The following is a 24,023-nucleotide window of genomic DNA, read 5'->3' on the forward strand; positions in this document are numbered from 1 at the left end:
AAGTGTCAAAACATGATCCGTTTTATCCGTATCCTATTCCAAAAGTTATATCAACACCTGGAACTATTGTTTTGGGTAACGGCCCTGATTGTATTGTTCTTTTTGCCTGTAGAAAAAACCGAAAGTTCGCTTTGCCTGTTCAGCCTGCTGGGTGGGGGGCCATGCCCCGGTTGTGGCCTGGGGCATGCAATCTATTATGCTTTACACCTGCATCCCGTACAATCTTTTCAGCAGCACCCTATAGGAATTTTCGCTGTATTGGTTATATTTATGCGGACCCGGCAACTCATCCACCTCAAAAAAGCCAACCATGAGACCCAACCTAATGAACATGATCTCTTCCATTGAAGGAGAGGAACTGGTGTACCTGCAGGCCCTGACCAAAGAACTTACAGAAGACCAACTCGTTAATTTTATTGCCGTATACAATGGCAAACGCCGTACCACCGATCAGATCCTGTTGGGTTGCGTACTTGGTTTTGTTTGTGTGGGCGGGATCCAGCGTTTTATGGTAGGACAGAATGGGATGGGCCTTTTATATCTTTTTACCGGCGGACTCTGTCTCATTGGCACCATCGTAGACATTGTGAACCATAAAAAACTCACTTTCGAATACAACCGTAAAATGGCCAATGAAAGTATGGCTATGCTGTATTCTTATCAGTAAGCCGCAATTGATACCAGCCATGACCACCGAACTATTACAGGAATTACACGAGCCATTCTCCCTTACAAAAGAGCAGGTTGATTTTTTTCAGCTCAATGGATTTATCAAACTGAAGCAGGTGCTTTCGCCTGCGCTGCTCCAATATATCAACGAAGTCATCACATCCGAAGTAGCCCGGCAACATACAGAACGTATCGCCCTGGAAGCGCGGGACACCTATGGCAAAGCTTTTCTGCAGGTGATGAATCTCTGGACAAAGTCTGCAGCAGTAAAAGAGATCGTATTCAGTAAACGCCTGGCCGGCATTGCCGCCGACCTGATGCAGGTAGCAGGTGTACGCATGTACCACGACCAAGCCCTGTTTAAAGAACCCGGTGGCGGTTTTACGCCCTGGCATGCAGACCAATATTATTGGCCACTTAGTACAGATAAGACCGTAACTGTTTGGATTCCCCTGCAGAAAATCGGGCTCAACATGGGTCCACTAGAGTTCAGCGCTAAGAGTCAGTGCCTGGAAGAAGGCAGAACCTTAAAAATCAGTGACGATAGTGAGATGGTGATACAACAGAAACTGACCATCAGGGATTTTGAAAAAATAGTAGAGCCTTTTGATCTGGGAGAGATCAGCTATCACATGGGCTGGGTATTTCACCGTGCCGGACCCAATACAACCGACCAGATGCGTAAAGTGATGACCATCATTTATATGGACAAAGAAATGACACTGATGGAACCCAAAAACGATAATCAGGTGGCTGATTGGGAAGCCTGGTGTCCGGGTGCGGAAATTGGCAAACTGATCAACACTCCGTTAAATCCTGTATTATATTAAAAAAAATCCCTCTTACAGAAAGAGGGATTGATCATCAGTGGCCTCGCCAGGAATCGAACCTGGATCAAGAGCTTCGGAAACTCGCATACTATCCATTGTACTACAAGGCCAATTTCTATTCCAAGGCTGCAAAAATAACAGAACCGGACTATTCCTGCTTCATTTTTAAAAATAATCGTTCTGTATCTTCTTTTTTACAGAGTTCCGTGCCATAATTCATGGTAGCAGCTGTTCCGGCAGCCACACCATATCGTAAAACATCCTCCAGCAGAAAGCCTTCCGACAAAGCCAATACCATAGCACCAACCATGCTATCACCGGCACCCACCGTACTTTTTACCGTAACAGGGGGTGGTTTTATGATATACTGTGCTTCTTTGGTTACCAGCATGGCGCCAGCGGCACCCATAGAGATAACCATCATTTCGCAGCCGCCCTGGTTAATAACTGATCTGGCAGCAACAGGCAGTTCTTCCTGTGTCAATGTCTCCTTTCCATATAAATTACTCAATTCGCCCAGGTTGGGTTTGATCAGAAAAACACCCACTTTTACTGCTTCCTGTAATGCTTTACCCGAAGTGTCTACCACTAGTTTGGCATTTACTTGTTTGGCTATGATAGCCAGTCTGGCGAAAAAGTTTTCCGGCACCCCTGGCGGCAGGCTGCCGCTGGCCACAATAAAATCAAGTGCGGTTTGCTGTTGAATATAGTTCAGCGCCTGCTGCCATTCGGCTTCATCAACCGCAGGCCCCGGCATACCAAACCGATATTGAAGATGCGTAGCATCATCTACCACCATAAAGTTTTCGCGGGTAGCTCCCTGTATGGGTAATGCCACAGACTGGATCTTTTCTTTGGAGAGCAGCGCAGAAAATTCACTGCCGGTAAATCCGCCTGCCAGGTAAACCGCTTCTGACATTCCGCCAAGTTTATAAATGGCCCGGGATACATTAATACCGCCACCACCGGGTTCTACGGTAACACTTGTACACTGCAGTTTCTTTTCCGGAACCAGTTTGGATACCGTTAGGTTTTTATCGAGCGCCGGGTTTAGTGTTAGCGTAAGTATCTTTTTCATCCCGTAAAAGTACTACCCTTACCAGTCAACTCCTGCAAAGCGGCAGGCAAAAAAACAGCTGTGGGTACGCTGCGCATGATCTGCAGGTCTTCCAGAAGGCTGCTCTCATTATCAAGGAACCGAAGCACCCGTTGTGGCGGGTTGTGCCGGAAAATAGCTGCAAAGATCTCGGAACCGGGCATTTTACGCTTGGCAAGCACCTGCAGTAATACACTATCGTACAAAGCAAATTTGCTGTTCGTCAAACTGTGGTGCAGGTCAATCTGTCCGCTTGCTGCCAGTGACCGAACGATGGCGTCTGCCCTTTTCTGAATAAAGCGGAAAGCGTATCCACTACTACCCTTGGCCTGGCCACCAGCAATACCCGTATACACCACCCTGCCCTGCTGTGAAGGGAAGCGATGGTTAGTCATGGGGATCACGCCAAACTCTTCATGCTGAATAGTATAGTTTTTCAGCTGCAAATAAGATTCGATATAACCTTTCAATGCCTCGTCATACGCTTCGGGAGGCAGGAGCTTTTCTGTGAATAAGGTATACTCTACCAGTGCCGTAGTTGGAGATGTGGGAAGCACATAAAAAAAAGTAGTGCCCTGTTCCTGGCTCACCCGAAAATCCATGAAGGTGGCTTTTGCAGCATCGAACACTGGTTCCGTTGTTTCAATCACCCAGCCTTTAAAATGCTGCAGCAGGTACACATCCCTGCTACCCTTTTGTGCACCCAAAGGATGTTGCATGATATCGCCGAAATGAATGCTGTTGAATACATACTCTGCTGTATACGATCCCTTATCAGTTGTAACCAGTGCGAGTTCTTTTTCGGTTGTTAATGCCGTTACTTTTTCCTGGCGCCACTCAATATTGACATGAGCTGCAGCCGTTTTTTCAACCAAGGCATACAAATCAATACCCCGGATCATTTTGTACTGATAGGGACTGATAGAAAATTCTTTGGAAAAATTACCGGAATAAAACTGAAGGATTTGCCAGCGATGATGAACGATCGGCTCAAATAACCCTGCTTCTTTTTCCCAGAAACACCATGTACGGTCGTTGGCTGTTTTGGGTGACTGATCAATCACCAGGATTTTTTTATCCTGAAAAAAAGACTCCTTCATCATCCGCATCAGCAGACTGGATCCTGCGCAACCTGCACCTGTGATGATATAGTGGTAGTGAATTGTCAATTGTGAATAGTGAATGTATATGCCATCATCTTTTACAGGGCTTCCCTATATACTTTATATACCCTATATACTTTATGTACTTCATATACTCTATCTACTCACCCCCTCCCCTGCAAAGCTTCATCCTGCTTCACTTTCTGCCAGTATTTTCTCGCAACAATCAGCATCCCGAAGCTTTCTCCTTCTTCTTTATCCAGGTGTTTGTGATGCATTTTGTGCGCCCAGCGGATAGCTTTGATATAGCGGTTATTACTGCGGGTGAATAGCTTAAAGCGTTGGTGAATAATGATCTCATGCACGAGAAAATAAGCAAAACCATATAGCGCTATGCCGGCACCGATACTTACCACCCAGTATACCTGGTTCATACTACCCAGCATAATACATAACCAGCTGGGTATGGCAAAAATGACAAAAAAAGCATCGTTTTTCTCAAAGAAACCGGGCCCTTTCTGGTGATGGTCTTCATGCAGGTACCACAGAAATCCATGCATCACATACCGATGGGTTAACCAGGTAATACCTTCCATGATACAGAAAGTGGCCAATGTTATGAGGATGTACAGCAGTATATTCATAATAGCGTTCTGAGTGCCAGGAAAAATAATGTCTGTATAATTAACAAATGTACAGCGAAATGGTTGGCTTTGGGGAAGCGGAACCAGCGTAAGGCGATTAACAAAGCCAGGCTGATCAAAAACCAGCAAGTGTAATTAAACAGGGGAATTTCCGACCCCGCCCATTGCCAGAAACCCAGTTGAATAGCAACTGGCTCCATCAGCCAGTCGAAGAATGTTGCCAGCAGAGCTCCATCTATCACCAACGATAACGCTGCTACCCGCGGAGAAAGATCAAACCCGTCTTTCTCCATCTTGTTCCGGAACCAATCGTGCACCTGTTGCATCACCGCGCTGCTGCAGAAGATCACGACAAACCAGTTCAGCCCGATTAACCAGGGCACTTCATTGAATTTGGGACCCAGTACCTTTCCGTATCGATAATTACCGAACAAATGACCCGTATGCACGCCGATCATCTCTGATCCCATTCCCACCAAAAAAGCCAGGGCAAAAAAAAGGAAAAAGGAAATATTTTTTTCTTCCTGGGTCCAGATCAGCAGCAAAGCCATCAACCCGAGATTCAGCGGGGTATTTTGAATGAACCAGTCTTTGTAAGGCGTAAAAAGAATACCGATCAATCCACTAAGGTGAAAGAGGATAGCGAGAAAAGTGGCGATATGTTGTTTTTCAAATCTCATTTCCTGTCTGTAGCTGCTATCTCACTCATAATCTTCGCGCTCAGCAAACACAAAGGTATGCCTCCGCCGGGATGCACACTGCCTCCTACAAAATATAACCCCTTCACCGCCTTGGTAAAATTGGGGTGCCGTAAAAAAGCAGCCATTTTTGAATTGGAACTGCTTCCATATAATGATCCCATGTAGGAAGCCGTTCTGGATTCTATGAGTACCGGATCCAGCACTTCTTCTGCTTCTATCAAAGGCGTTATGTCTGTCTGCAACAGTCGGCTCAGTTTTTTGATAATAGCATCCCGGTATAAAGCCCGGTAATTCTCCCAATCCTGACCGATATTGGCGGGTGCATTCACCATCACAAACCAGTTCTCGCAACCCTGTGGTGCTTGCACACCCGGCTCACATTTACTGGTGATATTGATATAAACAGTGGGATCGTGATACATTTTCTTTACCCGGAACAAATGATCGAACTCAGCCTGGTAATCCAGTGTAAAAAAAATATTGTGCAGATCCAGCTGCGGAAATTCTTTGCGGACGCCCCAGTAAAAAATCAGGGCACTGCTGCTACGCTCCTGTTGCAATACCTGTTGGGCCTTACTATTGTCGTTCATTAAATGGCGGTACGTAAAGTACACATCCATATTACTCACTACCGTATCTGCCAGCTGGTTCTCATCGTTCACTACCACCCCACACACTTTCCCTTCGGTATGTATGATGCGCTGAACAGGCATGTTAAAACAAAAATGAACACCTTTTTTCAGTGCCAGTCGGTACAGCGCGTTGGTAATGCTGATCATGCCTCCTTTGGGATAAAAACTTCCTTCATTATGTTCCAGATGGGAGATCAGGCTCAGCATACCCGGTGCCTGGTATGGGTTGCTTCCATTATATGTGGCATAACGGTTAAACAGCTGCACCGTTTTGGCATTTCTGAAATAGCCGCTGTTCAGCTGGTGCATGGTTCGGAACAGGTAGGGCCAGCGGGTAGCTTTCAGGGCCCGCAGAATACTGGCTTTAAAAAGTGTAGCGGTTTTATGCAGCGAATACTGCAGAAAAACAGATCCGATGTCGCGATAGATCCTTTCTGACCGGTTAAGATAAGCAGCCAGTGTTCCGGGCGTTTCGCCTAATTTTTCTACCAGTTCCCTGTCAAACAGATCACGATCGGCATAGGCTTTCACCATGGTGCCATCTTCATAAAAATAATGACAGGACACCGGCATCTTATGGTAACTGAAATAATCTGCTATTGGTTCACCGGCCAAAGCAAATAATTCCTCTATGTTCTGTGGCTGGGTAAATAAACTGGGACCCGCATCAAACTGATAATCGCCGATAGTAAAATGACTCAGCTTACCACCCGGATAACTGTTTTTTTCATACACGGTTACCTCCATTCCCTGTACTGCCAGTCTTATAGCGCTGGCCAGACCGGCTACACCGGCTCCTATCACAATAGCTTTGTTACCTGTGTTCATACAATAGAGAGAAGGTAAAACTTTTTCACGAGGCAGGCTGCAGCTGTTTCCACCAGTTCATTACTTTGGGGAAGGCGATATGAAACCAGGCTGTGTATGTAGCCGGTTCGGTTTGCAGGGCATCTGCTATCTGCTGCATCGACAGATACACATAATCGCCTACTTCTTTTTTATCGGGATTGATCTCGCCATCGTAGTATCCTACAAATACATGGTCAAATTCATATTCGGTAAGCCCATTATCAAAATCTGCCTTGTACACAAAATCGAAGATCTTTTCCAGGGGTGCTTCAAAACCCAGTTCTTCCCGCAGGCGGCGGATGGCGGCTGACCGGGTTTCTTCGCCGGGACGTGGGTGACTACAGCAGCTGTTCGTCCACAAACCGCCGCTATGGTATTTTTCTTTGGCACGCTGCTGCAACAACATTTCGCCCCGGGCATTAAAAATAAAAACACTGAAAGCCCTGTGTAAAACAGCTTTTTCATGTGCCGCCATTTTTTCCATGGTTCCGGTTAACACATCATGTTCATCTACTAAGATCACTTGTTCCATGTAATGCAAATAAAACGAAGATATAATTTACAACAGGTTTAACTGACTTCTGATACCTGCTTTTGCCAGGATCATCATTTTGCCATAGTCAGGTATACGGATCCTGTTCTCCAGGATACTTTGCGGATGCATTTTTTTGATCTTCCTGAACAGCGATACATAATACTTATACGCCACATACACCCCAAACCTGGCTTTTACCGGCAGTTGCAGAATGCCTTCATACGCATGATCAAAATCGCGCTGTATATCCGCTTCAATCATAGATTTATCCCTGGCGGTGAAATTCGAAAAATCGCAACCCGGAAAATACATACGGTCCAACCCTTCTACATCCGCTTTCAGATCGCGCAGAAAATTTACTTTCTGGAAAGCGGCACCCAGACTGCGGGCATACGGCATCAGTGTTTCGTATGACTCCTTGTTGCCATTGCAGAAAATATACAGGCACATCAACCCCACCACTTCGGCGCTGCCGTAAATATACTGTTCATAACCGGCTCTGTCGTACTGCCTTTTCTCGAGATCCAGCTCCATACTGTAAAGAAACGCATCAACCAATTGCCGGTCGATCCCGAACTGGTTCACCGTTAACTGAAAACTATGCAGTATCGGATTCATGCTTACGCCACGGTCAATGGCTTCGTAGGTCGCCTGCTTAAACTCCTGCAGCAACAGGGTTTTATCATGTTCGTGAAAAGTATCTACAATCTCATCCGCAAAGCGCACAAAACCATACACATTAAAGATCGGCACACGCAGATCCTTATGCAATAGCTTGATAGCCGAAGAAAAACTGGTACTGTATTTCTCGGTAGTTATCCTGCTGCAGTCCTGGCTCACTTCATGAAACAGGTTCATCATGGTGTTGTTATTTGAGATATTTTTTATTGAATCAACTTTTATTCGCTATTCAGCTTTTGTTGCGTCGCACACGTCAGCTTTCTGTTCTAGAATTAGCGGATTTGCGAATGACTGATGACGGATTGAATTCGTTAATCCGTCATCCGCTAATCCGTCAATTCTCCCTAAACGCTTTTACCACTTCTCCCGCCACCACTTCGCCGCTGATCAGGCTGGGGGGTACACCGGGGCCCGGAACCGTTAGCTGTCCGGTAAAGAACAGATTTTTTACTTTCTTACTCCGGCACGACGGTTTTAAAACAGCTGTTTGCAGCAAAGTGTTCGCTAAACCGTAGGCATTTCCTTTAAAAGCATGGTATTCGCTGATAAAATCGCTGTGTGCAAAGGATTTTTTATAGATAATGGCCTCTTTGATGGACTGTCCGAAATGTTTTTCCATCCGGGAAACGATCTGATCGAAATATTTATCTCTTAACGCTTCCGTATCATTTTCCAATCCGGCAGCTACCGGTATCAACAGGAACAGGTTTTCACAACCTTCCGGGGCAGCCGACGGATCAGTAACCGATGTGGCACTCACATAAAACAAAGGATTCGTGGGCCATACTTTGGTATTATAAATTTCATCGCCATGCACCGCAAAAGAAGTATCAAAAAAGAGGGTGTGATGCTGGATCCCTTTGATTTTTTTATTCAGTCCCACATAATACAGGATACACCCCGGTGCCATTACGCGGCTATCCCAGTATTGATCAGCATAAGAACGATACGCTTTGGGCAATAGCCGGGTTTCGATATGGTGGTAGTCTGCACCACCAATCACTACATCTGCCTTATATTCCGCAATAGCTCCCTGCGGGTTGGCGGCTTTGATGGTGCGGGCTGCCCCGTTTTCGATCACGATTTCCATTACTTCCTGTTCAAAGCGGAATTGTACCCCCAGTTCAACAGCCAGGTCATACATTCCCTGCACAATCCGGTACATCCCACCCTTCGGAAACCAGGTACCGCCCTTGATATCAGCATAGTTCATCAGGCTGTATAAGGCCGGTGTTTTCTCGGGCAATGCACCGAGGAACAAAACCGGGAACTCCATCAGCTCCACCAATTTGGGATGTCTGAAATATTTGGCCACATGCACTTTCATGGAGCGGAACACATCCAGCTTCAGTAAACCTTTGGCCAGGTCAAGGTCCAGAAATTCTGTCAGCGACTGTCCCGGTTTAAACACCAGTTTTCTGATCCCTACTTCATATTTATACGCCGCTTCGGTAAGAAATTTATCCAACTGTTCGCCGGCACCGGGTTCGATGGATTCGAAAAGTTGTTTCAGTCTGGTGAGATCAGCCGGTATATCCATCGGACCATCCGGATAATATACACGGTAAGAAGGATCCAGTCTCGTTAACTGATAATAGTCGGAAATTTTTTTCCCGAAGCAGGCAAAATAACGTTCAAACACATCGGGCATCCAGTACCAGCTGGGGCCCATATCGAATGTAAAACCTTCCGCTTTCAGGTAACGGGCACGGCCACCGGGAATGGCGTGTTTCTCCAATACAGTCACTTTCCAGCCAGCTTTGGCCATGAAAGAGGCAGCCGAAAGGCCCGCGAAACCGCTCCCGATAATGATAACGCTCCTGCTCAAGTAAGTGGTGTAAGAAGAAAATTAGTGCAATTAAATTTAATAGCGCTGAATCTGCGCTTTTAACAGCTTGCGCGCAAAGTGAATCCGGCTTTTGATGGTTCCCAAAGGCTCTCCCAGCATATCGGCGATCTCATGGTATTTAAACCCATCGAAATATAAAAGGAAGGGATTGCGGAAAATCTCCGGCAGGTTATGAATGGCAGCCTGCACTTCTTTCAGATTAATGCCCGCAATGGCTTCGTTGGCCACCGCTCCCTGGTTCAGGTTCAGCAGGTACTCGTTGGGGGTGCTGTCGAAAATAGTTGACTGCTTGGCCTTACGGCGATAATTATTGATAAAAATATTACGCATGATGGTGTACAACCATGCTTTGATATTGGTTCCTACATTGTATTTGTCCTGGTTGGCCAGGGCACGGTATAATGTCTCCTGAAACAGATCCTTCGCCGCTTCGGTATCGTGTGTAAGTGTTACCGCAAATGGTTTTAAAAACTCCGCATTGGATAACAGCATCTTGTTAAAGTCGACAGTAGACATATAAACTGTTTAATTTTTGATATAGTAAAGTTAAACAAAATAAGTTGGCTTACAAATTTATCTTTACCTACTGGTTAATTAATTGATTATCAATGATTTTTTACAAAGTGGCCTCAACCGGGGTTCCGATTGCGGGTAAGCGCTTATATAGAGGAGATATACTCCAGCACTTCTGTCAGGGTTTTCTTGAAACTGAAATTAGGTGGTACCCGCTTTTTATAGGTCTGGGTAAGTACACCGGAAACAATGATTTTACGGTCTGGCATACGGTTATGCGCCCCTACCAGAAATTTCTCAAAATTGAAATTATTGGCCACCGAGGTAAGGTGTGCATACAGGAAATCTGGGTTCTTCAATGTGGCTACATACTCCACATCTTTCAGCGGTACATTGGCACCCAGGTACAATACCTGTACTCCACGGGTTTTCAGGAGATAATTCACAAACAATAACCCCAGCTCATGGTGTTCTCCTTCGGGCAGAAACAGTAATACTGTTTTTCCGGTTTGTAAAGTTGGCCTTATAGAGTCAATCCCTACAATCAGTTTCTGGCGGATAATATTAGTGACCAGGTGCTCCTGGGCAGGGTTGATATGATTAGTGAGCCAAAGGATACCGATTCTTTCCAGAAAGGGAAAGATGATCTGGGTGATGGTTTTTTCGATGCCTTTGGTTTTGATATAGCTATCCAGCACTGCTTCCACACCATCCATATTCACATTTACCATGTGCTGGATCAGTTCATTTACGATCCGCTCCTGCTGGGCCTGGGCCTGGGTAAGAGACAGGATCTTATCATTCATCTCGGAGAATGTCATCCGGTCAATATGGGAAATTTTATACCCGTATTTATTCAGCAACGCAATATTCAGTATCTTCTGCAACTCATCGTTGGAGTAGTAGCGGATATTGGTCTCTGTACGCTGCGGATTCAAAAAAGAATAGCGCTGTTCCCAGATACGGATCGTATGGGCTTTGATGCCAGACAGGTTTTCCAGGTCTTTGATGGTAAAAGCGTTCATGTATAGAATAACAGGGTGAAGCTTTTTTTGTTTAATCTTTTTGCATAAAAAATATACAGAACTGATTATAAACTACTTAGGAGTAATTTTCAGAGACGGATCCGGCGCAGATATTCGCCATAACCGCTTTTGGCATAGTTATCGGCCAGTTGCAGCAGTTGGCTGTGGTTGATAAAGCCCATCCGGTAGGCTACTTCTTCGATGCATCCGATTTTCTGGCTCTGGCGCTTTTCGATCACCCGTACAAATTCGGAGGCATCGGCCAGTGAATCAAAAGTTCCCGTATCCAACCAGGCGGTGCCGCGGTTCATGATGCCTACCTGCAATTTTCCCTGCTGCAGGTATACGCGGTTCACATCGGTGATCTCATATTCGCCACGGGCAGAAGGTGCTATATTTTTGGCAATCTCTACCACCGTATTATCATAAAAATACAAACCCGGCACCGCGTAATTAGATTGGGGCTTCACCGGTTTTTCTTCGATGGAGATGGCTTTCTGGTTGGTATCAAACGCTACCACACCATACCGCTCGGGATCATTTACTTCATAGGCAAACACAGCAGCTCCCACTACATCATTGAATGATTGCACCAGTTTACTGAAACCTGCACCATAAAAAATATTATCCCCCAGTATCAGTGCCACTTTATCTGTACCGATAAATTTTTCGCCGATGACAAAAGCCTGTGCCAGTCCATTCGGCACTTCCTGTACGGCATATTCAAAACGACAGCCTAACTCTGCCCCATCGCCCAGCAAACGTTTGAACTGGGGCGCATCTTCGGGAGTTGTGATGATCAGGATCTCATGAATACCCGCCAGCATCAAAACCGACATCGGGTAATAGATCATGGGTTTATCGTATACCGGCATCAGTTGTTTACTGATGCCCTTGGTAATGGGGTATAATCTGGTACCGGATCCTCCTGCCAGGATAATGCCTTTCATAACTTAGAATTTTAGCGCAGGAACCAATTCCTGCAGCGTAGGTAATGCTTTGTCTTTAGCGGATAACATCAATTCAGTTTCCGGCAGCTGCCAATTAATGGCAAGGGCCGGGTCATTAAATATAATACCCGCTTCGGTAGCAGGATTGTAATAATTATCGCACTTGTAAAAAAATGTAGCCGATTCACTCAACACCACAAACCCATGGGCGAAACCACGGGGTACAAATAACTGGGTATGGCTATCTTCCGACAATTCCACCGCCACATGTTTACCAAAAGTTGGGGATTGGGGGCGAATGTCAACCGCCACATCCAGTACCTTTCCTTTTAATACCCTTACCAGTTTGGCCTGTACCGCATCCCCCTGTTGAAAATGTAATCCGCGCAAAACCCCTTTCTGTGAATGCGATTGGTTATCCTGCACAAAATTGATATCCAGTCCTGTCTGATCTAAAAAAGTTTTCCGGTTAAAGCTCTCAAAAAAATACCCGCGGTGGTCGCCATGAAAGGTATCATGCACCAGGAAACAGCCGGGTAATAAGGTTTCTTCAATTCGCATAATTATCTGTTGGTATACATAGACTGGTAATAGTTCTGGTAGGCCCCACTGGTAACATGGTTCAACCAGGTTGTATTGGCAAGGAACCAATCGATTGTTTCGCGCAGCCCTTCCTCAAAAGTAACCGTAGGTGCCCAACCCAGCTCTTTGTTAATCTTACCGGCATCAATAGCATAACGCCTGTCATGTCCCGGCCTGTCTTTTACATACGTGATCAGTTTCTCACTCTCACCCACTGCCCTGCCCAGTTTTTCATCCATCAGTTTGCAAAGCAGTTTTACCAGGTCAATATTCTTCCATTCATTAAAGCCACCAATATTATAGGTTTCCCCATCCACTCCCTTGTGAAAGACCAGGTCGATGGCCAATGCATGGTCTTTTACATAAAGCCAGTCGCGGGTAAACAAACCATCCCCATATACGGGCAATGGTTTTTTCTGAATGATATTATTGATAAAGAGCGGGATCAGTTTTTCAGGAAAATGATTAGGCCCGTAATTATTGGAACAGTTAGACACGATGGTCTGCATATGATAGGTTTCGTGGTAGGCACGCACAAAATGATCAGACGCTGCTTTGCTGGCGGAGTAAGGTGAATTGGGATCGTAAGCAGTGGTTTCGGTGAAAAAACCGGTATCACCCAGGCTGCCATACACTTCATCGGTAGAGATATGGTAAAAAAGGTGCTTTGAATAATCAGCTTTCCAATAATCCCTTGCCGTATTCAGCAGGTTCACGGTGCCGATGATATTGGTGTATACAAAATCCAGCGGCGATACAATGGAGCGGTCTACATGCGATTCGGCCGCCAGGTGAATCACATCTGTGACCTGGTAATGTTCAAATACTTTCTTCAGCGCTTCCGTATCGAGAATATTGGTCTTCGAGAAAACATAATTAGGCTGCTGCTCAATATCGGTCAGGTTTTCGAGGTTACCGGCATAGGTAAGGGCATCGAGGTTAATGATGCGGTAGCCGGGGTATTTGTTCACAAATAAACGCACAACATGCGAACCGATAAAGCCCGCCCCGCCTGTGATCAGTACATTTCTGCTCATACGCAAAAAACGATATAGGTAAGTTACAAAGTAACAATAATTACGGCTAGCAACCCGTGAAAGAAATCACAACTATCCCGATCCGGGTGGTAAGCCAAAACCCTGTGTGATGTGCAGCTAACTTTCTTATCTTCATTTTACAATTGCCTGCCATGAACCAACGTTATTATTCGCTCGATGTTTTCCGGGGCGCTACTGTAGCCCTGATGATACTGGTTAATAACCCGGGCAGCTGGGCCAATATTTTCGGCCCCCTGAAACATGCCCCCTGGCACGGTGCCACCCCCACCGATCTGGTATTCCCCTTTTTCCTGTTTGCTGTGGGTAATGCCATGGCTTTTGTGATGCCGCGTTTTGAGAAGGCAGGGCCTGCTGTTTTCTGGAAAAAAGTGATCAAAAGAACCGTTCTCATTTTTGCCATTGGCCTGTTCCTGAACTGGAGCCCGTTTGTAAAATGGGAAGGAGAATCGATCGTGGCCAAAACATGGGAAAATATCCGGATCCTGGGCGTACTGCAAAGGATCGCCCTTTGTTATTTCTTCGCATCTGTCATCGTTTTTTATGCCAAAACCAGAGGTGCTTTCGTGATCAGCGGTATACTGCTGCTGCTCTATTGGCTGATCTGTCTGTTACTGGGCACACCCGGCGACCCGTATAGTTTAACCGGTTGGTTTGGTACACAGATCGATATCAACCTGCTGGGCGTGACCCATATTTACAAGGGTGAAGGTGTTCCCTTTGATCCGGAAGGATTACCCAGTACCGTAGCAGCGATAGTGCAGGTGATCTTCGGATTCCTGGTGGGGCAGTATATACAGCAAAAAGGGAAGAGTTATGAAATGCTGTCGAACCTGCTGATTGCCGGACTGGTACTCGTATTTACCGGTTATTGCTGGGATATGGTGTTCCCGATCAATAAAAAGATCTGGACCAGCAGTTACACCCTCTATACCACCGGTTTGGCCATACTCGTACTCAGTACACTGATCTATCTCATCGAATTCAAAGAAAACAAAGGAGCCTGGGGCAGGTTCTTTGATGTGTTCGGGAAAAACCCTTTGTTCATTTTTGTACTCAGTGGCTTTTTACCGCGGGTATTGGGTATGTTCCGCTGGGTAGACCATGTATCACCCGAAGGGAAAAATGTATACACATCTGCCTTCCCCTGGTTTTACCAGCATATCTGTAAAGACATTGCCACCGACCTGCGGGTGGGCTCTTTGGTATACGCCCTTTGTATGATTCTGATGTATTGGTCGATTGTGTATGTGCTGGATAAGAAGAAGATCTATATCAAAGTGTAATAGTGAATGGTGAGTAGGCAATTGGCAATGGAGGGACCAACTCATTTCAGCCTGCGGGCAGGATTGCCGGCATAAGTGCCGGGTTCGGTGATATTTTTTGTAACTACTGCCCCCGCTCCGATCACTACCTGATCGCAAATATTTACGGGAAGAATGGTGGCATTGCTGCCGATGGATACATGGTTTCCTATATGGGTGGGTTGCCACAAAGCAGGATCACCGGCGGGACCACCAGTGGAGAAAGTATCATTGGTAAACATTACGCCATGCCCGATAAAACAATCTGAGCCAATCCTTACCCCTTCACAGATAAAAGTATGGGACTGGATTTTGCAACGGTCTCCGATTTGCACCCCTTTCTGTATCTCAACAAAAGGGCCTACAAAACAATCGTCTCCCAACTGGCAGCTATATAAGTTGCAGGGTTCTACCAGTCTGGCATTTTTGCCAAACCGTACATTAACGATTGCGCTTTGGGTGGATTGGTATTTCATGCTTAGCCCTGTAAAAATAAGTTACCGTGCATTAGCCGCCTGGTAAATTTTTTCAATAATCGCTACTGTTTTCAGGCCATCCATTGCAGCAGCATAAAAAGGAGTACCCTGCTGCAGGGTTGCCACCATGCTCTGGTAAACCTGATCATGATTGCTCATAGAACCCCGGTAGGTTCCGTAGTCATTCACGGCCGCACTTTCAGGTAAGGCTGGCATAACCGCATCCTCAAATGCCGCATATTCGATCGTGTTCAGGTATTCTCCGCCAATCTTTACCATTCCCTTTTCTCCCGAGATAGTAATAGAACCTTCCCTGTTCGTCTGAAAACTATTCACTGCAAAATGAATGGTGCCGATGATACCGCTCTTAAATCGCAATACAACAGCCCCCACATCTTCCAGCTCACTGCAGCTTTGATGTGCCATATTATCCATAACAGACATCACCGTATCTACTTCGCCAAAGAACCAATACAGCAAATCGATAAAATGGCTGAACTGGGTAAATAAAATACCGCCGTCCAATGCCTTGGTTCCCCGCCAGGAAGATGACTGGTAATAGTGCTGATCCCTGTTCCATAAACAGGTTACCTGTACACTATATAATTGGCCAAAACTACCCGCATCCAGTAGTTTTTTTACTGCCTGTACCGGCGGATTAAACCGGTTCTGCATAACGGTAAACAGCTGCTTACCCGAATCAGCAGCAGCCTGAATCATTGTTTCGCAATCAGCTACTGTTAATGCCATGGGTTTTTCAACCAGCACATGGTATCCCTGCCGGAGGGCCAGTACAGACTGGGTTGCGTGTAATCCATTAGGGGAGCAGATCACCACCACATCAATAGTTGTTTCTCTTGAGATCAGCTCCTCCATCGTCAGATAATAGGGAACCCGGTATTGATTGGCAAAAGCCAATGTTTTCTCCTCCACCAGATCACATACCGCTACCAGCTCACCATAGTGCTGTATATGAATAGCGTGACGGGCTGCTATGGCACCACAACCTATGATCGCAAAACGGATCTTTTTCATGTAAAATGATTAAAGGAAAACTGCCTCTGCCTTGCTTATATTTTCCGGCTTGCCCACATCTATCAGCAAAGCGCCTGTATGATCGTAGCCGGAGATGATATGTTCTTTGGCGAGATCCAGGTACACATCCACCATCGAAAATTTACCCGTTTGTTTGATCATTCCCAGTAACGGGGTATTGATAACGTGAATGCCGCTGAACGCCTTCCGTACCAGTGGAGTAACTGCACGAACAATCTTTTCTTCTCCCGTTTTTACATTACACCAACCTGATAACACAGAGCGTTCATCAAACAGAAAATACCGGGAAGTTTCTCTTTCCGCAACGGCCAGTGTGGCGAGTACGGGTGTTGACCGATGCTGCTGTATCATTGCACCAAGGTTCAGCTGGGTAAGGATATCGGCATTCATCACCACAAAATCCTTTTCGCCAGCAAAATATGCGGCAGCTTTTTTTAGTCCACCACCCGTTTCCAATACCTCATCGGTTTCATCCGAAATAGAAACCTTACTTCCCCAGCCATTATGCGCTGTTACAGCCTGTATGATCTGCTCTGCAAAATGATGCACATTCACAATCACTTCATCAATCCCGAACTGCTGCAAATATTCAATGTTACGCTGCAGCAAAGATTTCCCATTCACCAGTGCCAGTGCTTTGGGGTGAGAATCGGTCCAGGGTTTTAAGCGGGAACCGAGGCCTGCGGCGAAGATCATTGCTTTCATGGGATTGCGTATTGGCGGATTACGGATTCATCAGGATGCAGGTAACTCTTTTACCCAGTTAACACTGTTGGTATGCTCCAGTTTTACTTTTACTTTATACTTATTGCGCAAATGGCGGGCGGTTTGTTCGGCGGCGTATACGCTTCTGTGCTGGCCACCTGTACAGCCAAAGTTGATCATGAGATGACTGAACCCGCGTTTCAGGTATTGCTCCACCGTGATATCGATGAGGTCCCATACACTGTTCAGAAACTCGTTCATTTTGGTGCGTTGCTCCAGGAAATCCTGTACGGGTTTGTCTTTACCTGTCTGTGTTTTGTATTCATCAAAGCGGCCCGGGTTCAGGATACCGCGCATATCAAACACAAAACCACCACCATTTTCACTCGGATCGGCAGGGATGCCTTTTTTATAGCTGAAACTATTCACTTCTATCAGCAAGGGAGTATTTTCATCTGCCTGCACCGGTTCAAAGCGTTTGATCATATCTTCTGCCACCACCAGTCTTAATACGCGGTCAAACTCCGGCGTTACAATCCCGATCCGTTTATGGTCTATAAAAAACTGCAGGTTGCGCAGGGCCAATGGAATACTGGCAAGAAAATGTGCTTTGCGCTCAAACAAACCGCGGAAACCATAAGCTCCCATTACCTGTAGCAGGCGGATCAATACATAGCCGTTGTACTGACTAACGAAAGTGATACGATCAACCGGTTTATGCAGTAGTTTATCAATCTCATCCATGTAATATTCCAGCAGCGAGTCTTTCCATTGCTCGCTCAGTTCCGCTTTGGCCTGCCAGAGCAGGGAAGCCACATCGTATTGCAAAGCGCCTTTCATACCGCCCTGGTAATCGATGAAATTTACTTTGTCATCTTTCACAATAATATTCCGGCTCTGAAAATCGCGGAACATAAAATACTTGTTCTCTGTGCGGGTAAGATAAGTGCTGAGCGCATCAAAATCATCCAGCATGGCCTGTTTATCGTAAGGCAGTTGCAGGGTATCGAGGAAATAATATTTAAAATATAACAGATCGCTCATGATGGCCTGTTTGCCAAACTCTTTGGCGGTAAGGCACCATTCATAATTCAATCCCTGGTCGCCGAGGATCTGTACACGCGCCAGTTCTGCCAGACTCTGCTGAAAAAGGCCATATACATACTCTCCATGGCCATGTTCTTCCAGTTTGTTCAACAGTGAATCCGTGCCCAGATCCTGCTGTATATAAATGGTATCATCCGCATTCACCGCCAGGATTTTCGGTACAGGCAGACAGGCCTGTACAAAATGGCGGCTGAAATAAATAAAGGTCTGCGTTTCGCGGCGGTTGAGGTTATAGGTGGCGATGAAAGTATGTTTGCCGGAATAAATCCGGAAATAAATGCGGTCGCTGCCGCTTTGCGGTAATTTCTCGATCCGGTCGGGCTGGGGATGCCCGGCTGATACAAATAATTCCCCGATGGCTTCTATCACTGCCTCCATATTTTGGCTGGTTTATGGCGAAAATAAAGCATCGGGCCCAAAGCCTGCCAACCTTTTGTGCTGAGCGTATCTTATGAGGGTCCAAATAATGCAAAACCAGAATACTAGTAACTTACTGCAACACCAGATCCACCGCCGCTGTAGCATGCAGTAAAGTAGTATCAAATACAGGAATACTGCAGTCTTCCTGTTTCAGCAGAATGGGGATCTCGGTACAACCAAAAATTACCCCCTGTGCTCCGCTGGTTATGAGCCCTTCGATGATGTGTAGAAACTTTTGTTTGGCTTCAGCCGTAAAAATGCCTTTGGCAAATTCGGTGTAGATGGCGTTGTTGATATAGTCGATATCTTGCTGCGCAGGTATCAGCACCGTTAAGCCCTGTTGCTCCAGTTTGGCGCGGTAAAAATCCTGCTGCATCACATATTTGGTTCCGAGCAAAGCAACCGTTTGTAGCTGTTTCTGTTTGATGGCATTGGCCGTAACCACGGCCACATGCACCAGCGGAATGGCTACTGCCTCCTGCACTGCATCGGCAATTTTGTGCATGGTATTGGCACCGAGTAATATACAATCGGCTCCGGCCCTTTCCAGGCGGCGGGCGGCATCGCACATGATCACAGAAATGGTATCCCAGTCACCGGCCTCGGTAAGGGTTTTGATCTCCTGAAAATTAAGGGAATAGATAATTACGCGGGCCGAACTTACGCCACCTTCTCTTTCATTTACGAGTTCATTCAGTAACTTATAATATTCTGCGGTAGATAACCAGGTAACACCACCAATGAGGCCGATTGTTTTCATGGTGCGAAGGTAGGAAGATTGGGTGCCAGAATTTGTACAAATGATTTTCCCGCAGGGATCAAAACAACCTCCCCTGCTCCCCCGGCCTTCTGAATTGACTGCAATCCAGTTCCCAGCGCTCTGCATTCAGTCCGTAAATTTTATTGTACTTCTTAAACTGCTGGCCTACCAGATCAGAGATAGGCCCTTCGCCACGCATGCGAACACCATACCGGCTGTCGTTCACTTTGCCGCCATGCCCGTTCTGTATCAGGTGCCATACTTTATCGGCCCTGTCGGGGAAATTTTTATAGAGCCAGTCGTGAAATATCAGTTTGATGGCGCCATTCAACCGGATAAACGTATAGGCACTGAATCTGGCCCCGTTTTCACTGGCCGCTTCCATGATGCGCTGCATTTCGTGTTCATTAAGTCCCGGTATCATCGGACCCAGCATCACGCCCGTTCTTACACCCGCTTCACTCAGTTCCCTGATCACGCGTAACCGTTGCCGGGCCGTAGTGGTTCGTGGCTCCATGGCCCGCCGCAGATCTTCATCAAAAGAAGTAATACTTACGAGTACACTCACTAAATTTTTGCCTGCCATTTGCTGCAGCAGCTGTTTATCGCGCAGGATGCCGGCATTTTTGGTGATCATGCCTACCGGCTGGTTAAACTCGGCACATACTTCCAGCATGCGTTTGGTGAGTTCAAATTTTTTCTCTGCGGGCTGGTAACAGTCCGTGTTACCACTCAGGCTGATGGGTGTACATTCCCAGTTTTTGTGCATCAGAAATTTACGCAGCAGTTCGGGGGCATTCTTTTTTACAATGATCTTTCGTTCAAAATCCAGTCCGGCACTATAGCCCCAGTATTCATGGGCATTACGGGCATAACAGTAAATACAGCCATGTTCGCATCCCTGGTAAGGGTTCATGCTGTACCACATGCCTACATCCGGACTCTCCACTTTATTCACGATGCTTTTGGCATGGTCTTCCAGGTAAACGGTGGCTACATTCGGCTCGGTCCAGTCGTCAATACTTTCGATCTGGTCGCGCAGTTTTTCATTCTTCAGAAAACGGTTTCTCGGATTGAACTGTGCGCCGCGGCCTTTGAGGTAATGGTTGTCTGTTGATATTTCGTCTGGCATGATGATATTTTTTTACTCCTCCAAAATCAACTCACCCCGGCATCGCTTCGCTTGCCACCCCTCTCTGCTGCGCAAAGAGGGGTTTGTATCTTCTCCCCTCCCTGCCGGGCAGGGAGGGGCCGGGGGTGGGTCAAAACAAAGCCCCCTGTACGGTCACCGCTTTCTCATTCTTCATTACAAACCGTTGTATGGTTTCATATCTTTTTTCACCCTCCCGCTTTCTTAACAGTACCAGTTGTTCGGCCATGAATTTGCCGCCGAAATGGGTATTACTCATTTCCAGCCAGCCTTTTTCGTATTGCCAGGGCAATAAGGAGGCAGCCAGTGTAATGTAGGGTTCGGTAATAAAATGCGGTTTCCGTTCCTTATCTATTTTGAGCAGGTGTTGTATCGGACGGATCGATTTCACCAAAGCTTTGGCAGCTTCCTGCGTGGTTAGCTGAAAGCAGATGGTATGCGTAGGAAAACTGCTGAACCCATCCAATTCTACCAGAAATGCATCCTGCGCCGCTACTAATAACTGCAGGCGGTGTATGATGCGTTTCTCTATCATTTCATACTGCTGAAAACGCAGCAGGCTAATCTGTGGTTTACCCACTGCCGCTACCGCACAATCATAGGTTTCTGCAAAATATTTCTTAACACGCATCAATTCTTCCCGCAGGGCTTCCGGTAGTTCTATCACCAGCCTGTATTCTGCAGTGGCATATCCCGATAAGATTTCTGATTGCATATGATTGTAGCGCTGATTAATATGATTAAAAATCTGATTGGTATAATAGTGGTGCTGATGCACCACTATTATACCAATCAGTTACTCCCCTCTTTGCGCAGCAGAGAGGGGCAGGGGTGAGTCAGGGACGCAGTCCAAATACATTCACCTGCTTACAACTATCAAACGCATGTTCCCTCCTTAACAATACCAGTTCACTTACTTCAAAAGATGCCTGGAATTTTTTTTGCGCATAATCGGCTTCGGCCCGGTGATACACTGTTTCGGGTAAACGCCTGGCAATGGTGAGATGCGGATGGTTACTCAGGTGCATTTCCGGACAACCATATCCCCGCACATACTGGTCCACCACTTTCAGTTCTTTGGCCAGTTGCTGAAAAGGGGCATGGTCCTGCACCCGCAGGTAAATGGTATGAGGTTTAAAACCGCTAAACCTGTCGAGCGTTACGGTAAAACGGCTCTGGTTACTGATGATCCGGTGCATCCAGCGGATGATGGTGGATTCCATTTCTTCCTTTGCGAGAAAATTGGCCACGGTGATATGCGGTCTTGTTTTCACCGCTACGGCTTCCTTGTACTGCGTGGTGAACCATTTTTTTTCTTCCACCAGTTTCTCCCCCACGGCCGCATCAGGATGCGCCACCAGCAGGTATTCATGCAATTGCTGCACCGGTGTGTGGAACAACCGGTTGGTTACTGATCCTGTTTCCATAAAGATATTTTTACCCTGATAACTAATTTAGTATAAATTTACTAAATAATTTAGCATAACAAAATTTAATTTATATGGACGGGGAACAATGGTACGGGGCCGCCTACAAAGGCTCTAAAAAATACAACCAGTGGCAGGTGCCCACTGCCAACGCCACCGGTTTTGGTGCTGCTGCCGATGATTATATGGAGCGGGGTATTGACCTGAATGAACAGCTCATCCGCAACAAACCGGCCACTTTTTTCTTCCGCATGAACAGCGATGCCATGACCGAAGCCGGTATTTTCAGCGGCGATGTGCTCATTGTTGACCGCAGCATCAAAGCCGTGAATGGAAAAATCATCGTGGCCATCCTCAACGGCGAGTTACTGGTAAGGCGTTTGCAGATGCATATGAAGGGCGTTACCCTGCTGGCCGAAAACAAAAAATATGGTAACATTCCCGTAGATGAATTCAGTAATTATGCCGCATGGGGGGTAGTCATCCATTCCATCAGAACCATCTGAAGCAGGGGCCCGGCTACAGTACATGAGGCAACACCCGTTGCGTCGCACACTGCAGCGTTCCACCCATCCTTCAACCAATAAACAAATAAACCAGTAAACTAATAAACAAACTCCCCCTTGAAAGCCATCATCGATTGCAACAGCTTCTACTGCTCCTGCGAGCGCCTGTTCCGGCCGGCGCTCCAGAATAAGCCTGTAGTGGTATTAAGCAATAACGACGGTTGCATCATCTCGCGCAGCGATGAAGCCAAGGCCCTGGGAGTAGAAATGGCGGGGCCCTATTTCAAAGCCAAACCCCTGATCGAAAAACACGGCGTGGCGGCTTTCTCTTCCAACTATAATCTCTACGGCGATCTCAGCTGGCGCGTAATGGAAACCCTGCGTATGCTGTTACCGCCGCATGCAGTAGAAGTGTATTCGGTAGATGAATGTTTTGTAGACCTCTCGCATATCCGCCGGCAGGACCTCGCCGCTTTTTCGCTGCACCTGCGCGAAACAGTAGAACAGTGGACGGGCATCAAAGTATCCATCGGCGTAGCTGCCACCAAAGTATTGAGCAAAGTGGCCAATCGTTTATCCAAGAAAAACAAGGAAGCCACCAACTGCGTGCTGGTGCTTGATACCCCGCGTAAAACAGAACAGGCTTTACAGCGAACCCCTGTGGAAGACGTATGGGGCGTGGGGCACCAGTATTCGGTAAAACTGCACGCGATGAATATTAACACCGCCTACGATCTCAGCACCAGAGATGTGGCATGGGCCACCAAGCACCTCGGTGGCGTAACCGGCGCCCGTCTGGTGCGCGAGCTCAAGGGCATTGAGAGTATACAGATGATGGACGAACTCGTCAACAAAAAAATGATCGCCACCACCCGTATGTTCGGCAGCCCGGTAAGAGAACTGAAAGATATCAAAGAAGCCATTGCCACCTACACTTCCCGCGCAGCAGAAAAATTACGCAGGCAACATGGGGCTGCCAATACCATCAGTGTATTCGTAGTACCACGCGAGCAATCGCATAGTACACATTTCCGCCACGGACCTACCGTAGGCAGCCATATTATTCTGCCCCTGGCTACCTCCTGTACCCATGAACTCATCAAACCCGCGTTGGCGCTGGTGGAAAGACTGTACGATCCCGGTAAAGTATACAAGAAAGCCGGGGTTATGTTAAGCGGCATTGTGCCAGACAGTTCCATTCAGGGGAGCCTCTTTGCAGCACCCGCAGCAAACAAAAGCCGTATGCTCATGAGTATGATCGACAATGTAAACTTCGCTATGCGCGATGATGTGCTCAAGTTTGCCTCTTCGGGCACCACCCGCAACTGGAAAATGCGGCAGGAACTACGCAGTCCACGCTACACCACCCGCTGGGAAGAATTATACGATATCAGCTGA

26 protein-coding genes, 1 tRNA gene and 1 pseudogene are annotated in these 24,023 nt (G+C 46.7%); 6 read left to right on the top strand and 22 right to left on the bottom strand.

The annotated features are described in order from the left end of the window. Positions 1-12 precede the first annotated feature (12 nt). The 3 genes from AC1RNB_RS05310 to AC1RNB_RS05320 are packed head-to-tail and all read left to right on the top strand — an operon-like array spanning position 13 to position 1,499. Entirely contained in the window at positions 13-348 is a 336-nt protein-coding gene (locus AC1RNB_RS05310; RefSeq protein WP_493081349.1) for a DUF2752 domain-containing protein, read from the top strand. Continuing rightward, entirely contained in the window at positions 311-667 is a 357-nt protein-coding gene (locus tag AC1RNB_RS05315) for a TM2 domain-containing protein (RefSeq protein ID WP_493081350.1), read from the top strand. Before AC1RNB_RS05310 ends, AC1RNB_RS05315 begins: the two co-directional genes overlap by 38 nt. Beyond that, positions 633-1,499: a phytanoyl-CoA dioxygenase family protein gene (locus tag AC1RNB_RS05320; RefSeq protein WP_493081352.1), complete on the top strand. Its 867-nt coding sequence runs from the start codon at positions 633-635 to the stop codon at positions 1,497-1,499. The genes AC1RNB_RS05315 and AC1RNB_RS05320 overlap by 35 nt, the downstream gene beginning before the upstream one ends. A gap of 38 nt (positions 1,500-1,537) precedes the next feature. Here the strand turns inward: AC1RNB_RS05320 and AC1RNB_RS05325 are convergent. The 14 genes and pseudogenes from AC1RNB_RS05325 to rfbB form a co-directional block, all read right to left on the bottom strand. Continuing rightward, positions 1,538-1,609 (bottom strand) — tRNA-Arg (locus AC1RNB_RS05325). 38 nt (positions 1,610-1,647) lie between these two features. Beyond that, positions 1,648-2,577, bottom strand: coding sequence for a 1-phosphofructokinase family hexose kinase (locus AC1RNB_RS05330; RefSeq protein ID WP_493081354.1), 930 nt, complete (start codon positions 2,575-2,577; stop codon positions 1,648-1,650). After that, entirely contained in the window at positions 2,574-3,764 is a 1,191-nt protein-coding gene (locus AC1RNB_RS05335; protein ID WP_493081356.1) for a lycopene cyclase family protein, read from the bottom strand. The genes AC1RNB_RS05330 and AC1RNB_RS05335 overlap by 4 nt, the downstream gene beginning before the upstream one ends. A 98-nt stretch (positions 3,765-3,862) precedes the next feature. After that, the gene (locus AC1RNB_RS05340) at positions 3,863-4,342 is read right to left on the bottom strand and encodes a sterol desaturase family protein (RefSeq protein WP_493081358.1); all 480 of its coding nucleotides are present in this window, start codon (positions 4,340-4,342) and stop codon (positions 3,863-3,865) included. After that, complete coding sequence (locus tag AC1RNB_RS05345) at positions 4,339-5,022, bottom strand: carotenoid biosynthesis protein (RefSeq protein ID WP_493081359.1); 684 nt, start codon at positions 5,020-5,022, stop codon at positions 4,339-4,341. The genes AC1RNB_RS05340 and AC1RNB_RS05345 overlap by 4 nt, the downstream gene beginning before the upstream one ends. Then, entirely contained in the window at positions 5,019-6,503 is a 1,485-nt protein-coding gene (gene crtD, locus AC1RNB_RS05350; RefSeq protein ID WP_493081360.1) for a 1-hydroxycarotenoid 3,4-desaturase CrtD, read from the bottom strand. The genes AC1RNB_RS05345 and crtD overlap by 4 nt, the downstream gene beginning before the upstream one ends. 25 nt (positions 6,504-6,528) lie before the next feature. Continuing rightward, entirely contained in the window at positions 6,529-7,056 is a 528-nt protein-coding gene (idi, locus tag AC1RNB_RS05355) for an isopentenyl-diphosphate Delta-isomerase (protein WP_493081362.1), read from the bottom strand. A gap of 27 nt (positions 7,057-7,083) precedes the next feature. Next, a complete protein-coding gene (locus AC1RNB_RS05360) occupies positions 7,084-7,920 on the bottom strand; it encodes a phytoene/squalene synthase family protein (RefSeq protein WP_493081364.1) in 837 nt (278 codons plus the stop codon). Positions 7,921-8,074: 154 nt separating this feature from the next. Then, positions 8,075-9,574 (bottom strand): annotated as a pseudogene (crtID, locus tag AC1RNB_RS05365) (bifunctional phytoene desaturase/3,4-desaturase); the annotation flags it as partial. Between the two features lie 30 nt (positions 9,575-9,604). Further along, positions 9,605-10,105 (bottom strand): RNA polymerase sigma factor, encoded by a 501-nt coding sequence (locus AC1RNB_RS05370; protein ID WP_493081366.1) that lies wholly within the window; start codon positions 10,103-10,105, stop codon positions 9,605-9,607. 143 nt (positions 10,106-10,248) lie between these two features. Further along, complete coding sequence (locus AC1RNB_RS05375) at positions 10,249-11,127, bottom strand: MerR family transcriptional regulator (RefSeq protein WP_493081367.1); 879 nt, start codon at positions 11,125-11,127, stop codon at positions 10,249-10,251. 89 nt (positions 11,128-11,216) lie between these two features. Next, positions 11,217-12,077: a glucose-1-phosphate thymidylyltransferase RfbA gene (gene rfbA / locus AC1RNB_RS05380; RefSeq protein ID WP_493081368.1), complete on the bottom strand. Its 861-nt coding sequence runs from the start codon at positions 12,075-12,077 to the stop codon at positions 11,217-11,219. 3 nt (positions 12,078-12,080) lie between these two features. Beyond that, positions 12,081-12,638, bottom strand: a complete 558-nt coding sequence (gene rfbC, locus AC1RNB_RS05385; protein ID WP_493081370.1) for a dTDP-4-dehydrorhamnose 3,5-epimerase — start codon at positions 12,636-12,638, stop codon at positions 12,081-12,083. Positions 12,639-12,640: 2 nt separating this feature from the next. After that, positions 12,641-13,696 (bottom strand): dTDP-glucose 4,6-dehydratase, encoded by a 1,056-nt coding sequence (gene rfbB, locus AC1RNB_RS05390; RefSeq protein WP_493081372.1) that lies wholly within the window; start codon positions 13,694-13,696, stop codon positions 12,641-12,643. A 152-nt stretch (positions 13,697-13,848) separates the two neighbouring features. Between rfbB and AC1RNB_RS05395 the strand changes: the two genes are divergently transcribed. Beyond that, positions 13,849-15,000, top strand: a complete 1,152-nt coding sequence (locus tag AC1RNB_RS05395; RefSeq protein ID WP_493081374.1) for an acyltransferase family protein — start codon at positions 13,849-13,851, stop codon at positions 14,998-15,000. A gap of 41 nt (positions 15,001-15,041) precedes the next feature. Here the strand turns inward: AC1RNB_RS05395 and AC1RNB_RS05400 are convergent, their stop codons facing one another. The 8 genes from AC1RNB_RS05400 to AC1RNB_RS05435 all read right to left on the bottom strand — a co-directional run bounded on the left by AC1RNB_RS05400 (position 15,042) and on the right by AC1RNB_RS05435 (position 22,119). Further along, positions 15,042-15,494: an acyltransferase gene (locus AC1RNB_RS05400; RefSeq protein WP_493081376.1), complete on the bottom strand. Its 453-nt coding sequence runs from the start codon at positions 15,492-15,494 to the stop codon at positions 15,042-15,044. 21 nt (positions 15,495-15,515) lie between these two features. Further along, positions 15,516-16,529 (bottom strand): Gfo/Idh/MocA family protein, encoded by a 1,014-nt coding sequence (locus AC1RNB_RS05405; protein ID WP_493081378.1) that lies wholly within the window; start codon positions 16,527-16,529, stop codon positions 15,516-15,518. Positions 16,530-16,538: 9 nt separating this feature from the next. Beyond that, a complete protein-coding gene (locus tag AC1RNB_RS05410) occupies positions 16,539-17,255 on the bottom strand; it encodes a nucleotidyltransferase family protein (RefSeq protein WP_493081380.1) in 717 nt (238 codons plus the stop codon). Positions 17,256-17,285: 30 nt separating this feature from the next. Continuing rightward, a complete protein-coding gene (locus tag AC1RNB_RS05415; RefSeq protein ID WP_493081381.1) occupies positions 17,286-18,740 on the bottom strand; it encodes a RapZ C-terminal domain-containing protein in 1,455 nt (484 codons plus the stop codon). Between the two features lie 112 nt (positions 18,741-18,852). Continuing rightward, positions 18,853-19,542, bottom strand: a complete 690-nt coding sequence (locus AC1RNB_RS05420; RefSeq protein ID WP_493081383.1) for an aspartate/glutamate racemase family protein — start codon at positions 19,540-19,542, stop codon at positions 18,853-18,855. Between the two features lie 58 nt (positions 19,543-19,600). Then, positions 19,601-20,674 (bottom strand): PA0069 family radical SAM protein, encoded by a 1,074-nt coding sequence (locus tag AC1RNB_RS05425; RefSeq protein WP_493081385.1) that lies wholly within the window; start codon positions 20,672-20,674, stop codon positions 19,601-19,603. Positions 20,675-20,804: 130 nt separating this feature from the next. After that, positions 20,805-21,407 carry a 2'-5' RNA ligase family protein gene (locus AC1RNB_RS05430; protein ID WP_493081387.1) on the bottom strand — a complete coding sequence of 201 codons (603 nt, stop codon included), beginning with the start codon at positions 21,405-21,407 and terminating at the stop codon, positions 20,805-20,807. A 121-nt stretch (positions 21,408-21,528) separates the two neighbouring features. Beyond that, positions 21,529-22,119, bottom strand: coding sequence for a 2'-5' RNA ligase family protein (locus tag AC1RNB_RS05435; protein ID WP_493081388.1), 591 nt, complete (start codon positions 22,117-22,119; stop codon positions 21,529-21,531). 74 nt (positions 22,120-22,193) lie between these two features. On the opposite strand from AC1RNB_RS05435, the gene AC1RNB_RS05440 reads away from it, so the two are divergent. Both AC1RNB_RS05440 and AC1RNB_RS05445 read left to right on the top strand, forming a co-directional pair. After that, complete coding sequence (locus AC1RNB_RS05440) at positions 22,194-22,625, top strand: LexA family protein (protein ID WP_493081390.1); 432 nt, start codon at positions 22,194-22,196, stop codon at positions 22,623-22,625. Positions 22,626-22,742: 117 nt separating this feature from the next. Next, on the top strand, positions 22,743-24,023 hold the full coding sequence (locus AC1RNB_RS05445) for a Y-family DNA polymerase (protein ID WP_493081392.1): 1,281 nt from the start codon (positions 22,743-22,745) through the stop codon (positions 24,021-24,023).

The organism is Sediminibacterium sp. GW821-FHT12F12 (assembly GCF_058806635.1).

Excerpts from the sequence above, each read along its gene's own strand:
- AC1RNB_RS05310 (WP_493081349.1), top strand. The coding sequence starts at position 13 with ATGATCCGTTTTATCCGTATCCTATTCCAAAAGTTATATCAACACCTG.
- AC1RNB_RS05315 (WP_493081350.1), top strand. The coding sequence starts at position 311 with ATGAGACCCAACCTAATGAACATGATCTCTTCCATTGAAGGAGAGGAA.
- AC1RNB_RS05320 (WP_493081352.1), top strand. The coding sequence starts at position 633 with ATGAAAGTATGGCTATGCTGTATTCTTATCAGTAAGCCGCAATTGATA.
- AC1RNB_RS05330 (WP_493081354.1), bottom strand. The coding sequence starts at position 2,577 with ATGAAAAAGATACTTACGCTAACACTAAACCCGGCGCTCGATAAAAAC.
- AC1RNB_RS05340 (WP_493081358.1), bottom strand. The coding sequence starts at position 4,342 with ATGAATATACTGCTGTACATCCTCATAACATTGGCCACTTTCTGTATC.
- AC1RNB_RS05345 (WP_493081359.1), bottom strand. The coding sequence starts at position 5,022 with ATGAGATTTGAAAAACAACATATCGCCACTTTTCTCGCTATCCTCTTT.
- crtD (WP_493081360.1), bottom strand. The coding sequence starts at position 6,503 with ATGAACACAGGTAACAAAGCTATTGTGATAGGAGCCGGTGTAGCCGGT.
- idi (WP_493081362.1), bottom strand. The coding sequence starts at position 7,056 with ATGGAACAAGTGATCTTAGTAGATGAACATGATGTGTTAACCGGAACC.
- AC1RNB_RS05360 (WP_493081364.1), bottom strand. The coding sequence starts at position 7,920 with ATGATGAACCTGTTTCATGAAGTGAGCCAGGACTGCAGCAGGATAACT.
- AC1RNB_RS05370 (WP_493081366.1), bottom strand. The coding sequence starts at position 10,105 with ATGTCTACTGTCGACTTTAACAAGATGCTGTTATCCAATGCGGAGTTT.
- AC1RNB_RS05375 (WP_493081367.1), bottom strand. The coding sequence starts at position 11,127 with ATGAACGCTTTTACCATCAAAGACCTGGAAAACCTGTCTGGCATCAAA.
- rfbA (WP_493081368.1), bottom strand. The coding sequence starts at position 12,077 with ATGAAAGGCATTATCCTGGCAGGAGGATCCGGTACCAGATTATACCCC.
- rfbC (WP_493081370.1), bottom strand. The coding sequence starts at position 12,638 with ATGCGAATTGAAGAAACCTTATTACCCGGCTGTTTCCTGGTGCATGAT.
- rfbB (WP_493081372.1), bottom strand. The coding sequence starts at position 13,696 with ATGAGCAGAAATGTACTGATCACAGGCGGGGCGGGCTTTATCGGTTCG.
- AC1RNB_RS05395 (WP_493081374.1), top strand. The coding sequence starts at position 13,849 with ATGAACCAACGTTATTATTCGCTCGATGTTTTCCGGGGCGCTACTGTA.
- AC1RNB_RS05400 (WP_493081376.1), bottom strand. The coding sequence starts at position 15,494 with ATGAAATACCAATCCACCCAAAGCGCAATCGTTAATGTACGGTTTGGC.
- AC1RNB_RS05405 (WP_493081378.1), bottom strand. The coding sequence starts at position 16,529 with ATGAAAAAGATCCGTTTTGCGATCATAGGTTGTGGTGCCATAGCAGCC.
- AC1RNB_RS05410 (WP_493081380.1), bottom strand. The coding sequence starts at position 17,255 with ATGAAAGCAATGATCTTCGCCGCAGGCCTCGGTTCCCGCTTAAAACCC.
- AC1RNB_RS05415 (WP_493081381.1), bottom strand. The coding sequence starts at position 18,740 with ATGGAGGCAGTGATAGAAGCCATCGGGGAATTATTTGTATCAGCCGGG.
- AC1RNB_RS05420 (WP_493081383.1), bottom strand. The coding sequence starts at position 19,542 with ATGAAAACAATCGGCCTCATTGGTGGTGTTACCTGGTTATCTACCGCA.
- AC1RNB_RS05425 (WP_493081385.1), bottom strand. The coding sequence starts at position 20,674 with ATGCCAGACGAAATATCAACAGACAACCATTACCTCAAAGGCCGCGGC.
- AC1RNB_RS05430 (WP_493081387.1), bottom strand. The coding sequence starts at position 21,407 with ATGCAATCAGAAATCTTATCGGGATATGCCACTGCAGAATACAGGCTG.
- AC1RNB_RS05435 (WP_493081388.1), bottom strand. The coding sequence starts at position 22,119 with ATGGAAACAGGATCAGTAACCAACCGGTTGTTCCACACACCGGTGCAG.
- AC1RNB_RS05440 (WP_493081390.1), top strand. The coding sequence starts at position 22,194 with ATGGACGGGGAACAATGGTACGGGGCCGCCTACAAAGGCTCTAAAAAA.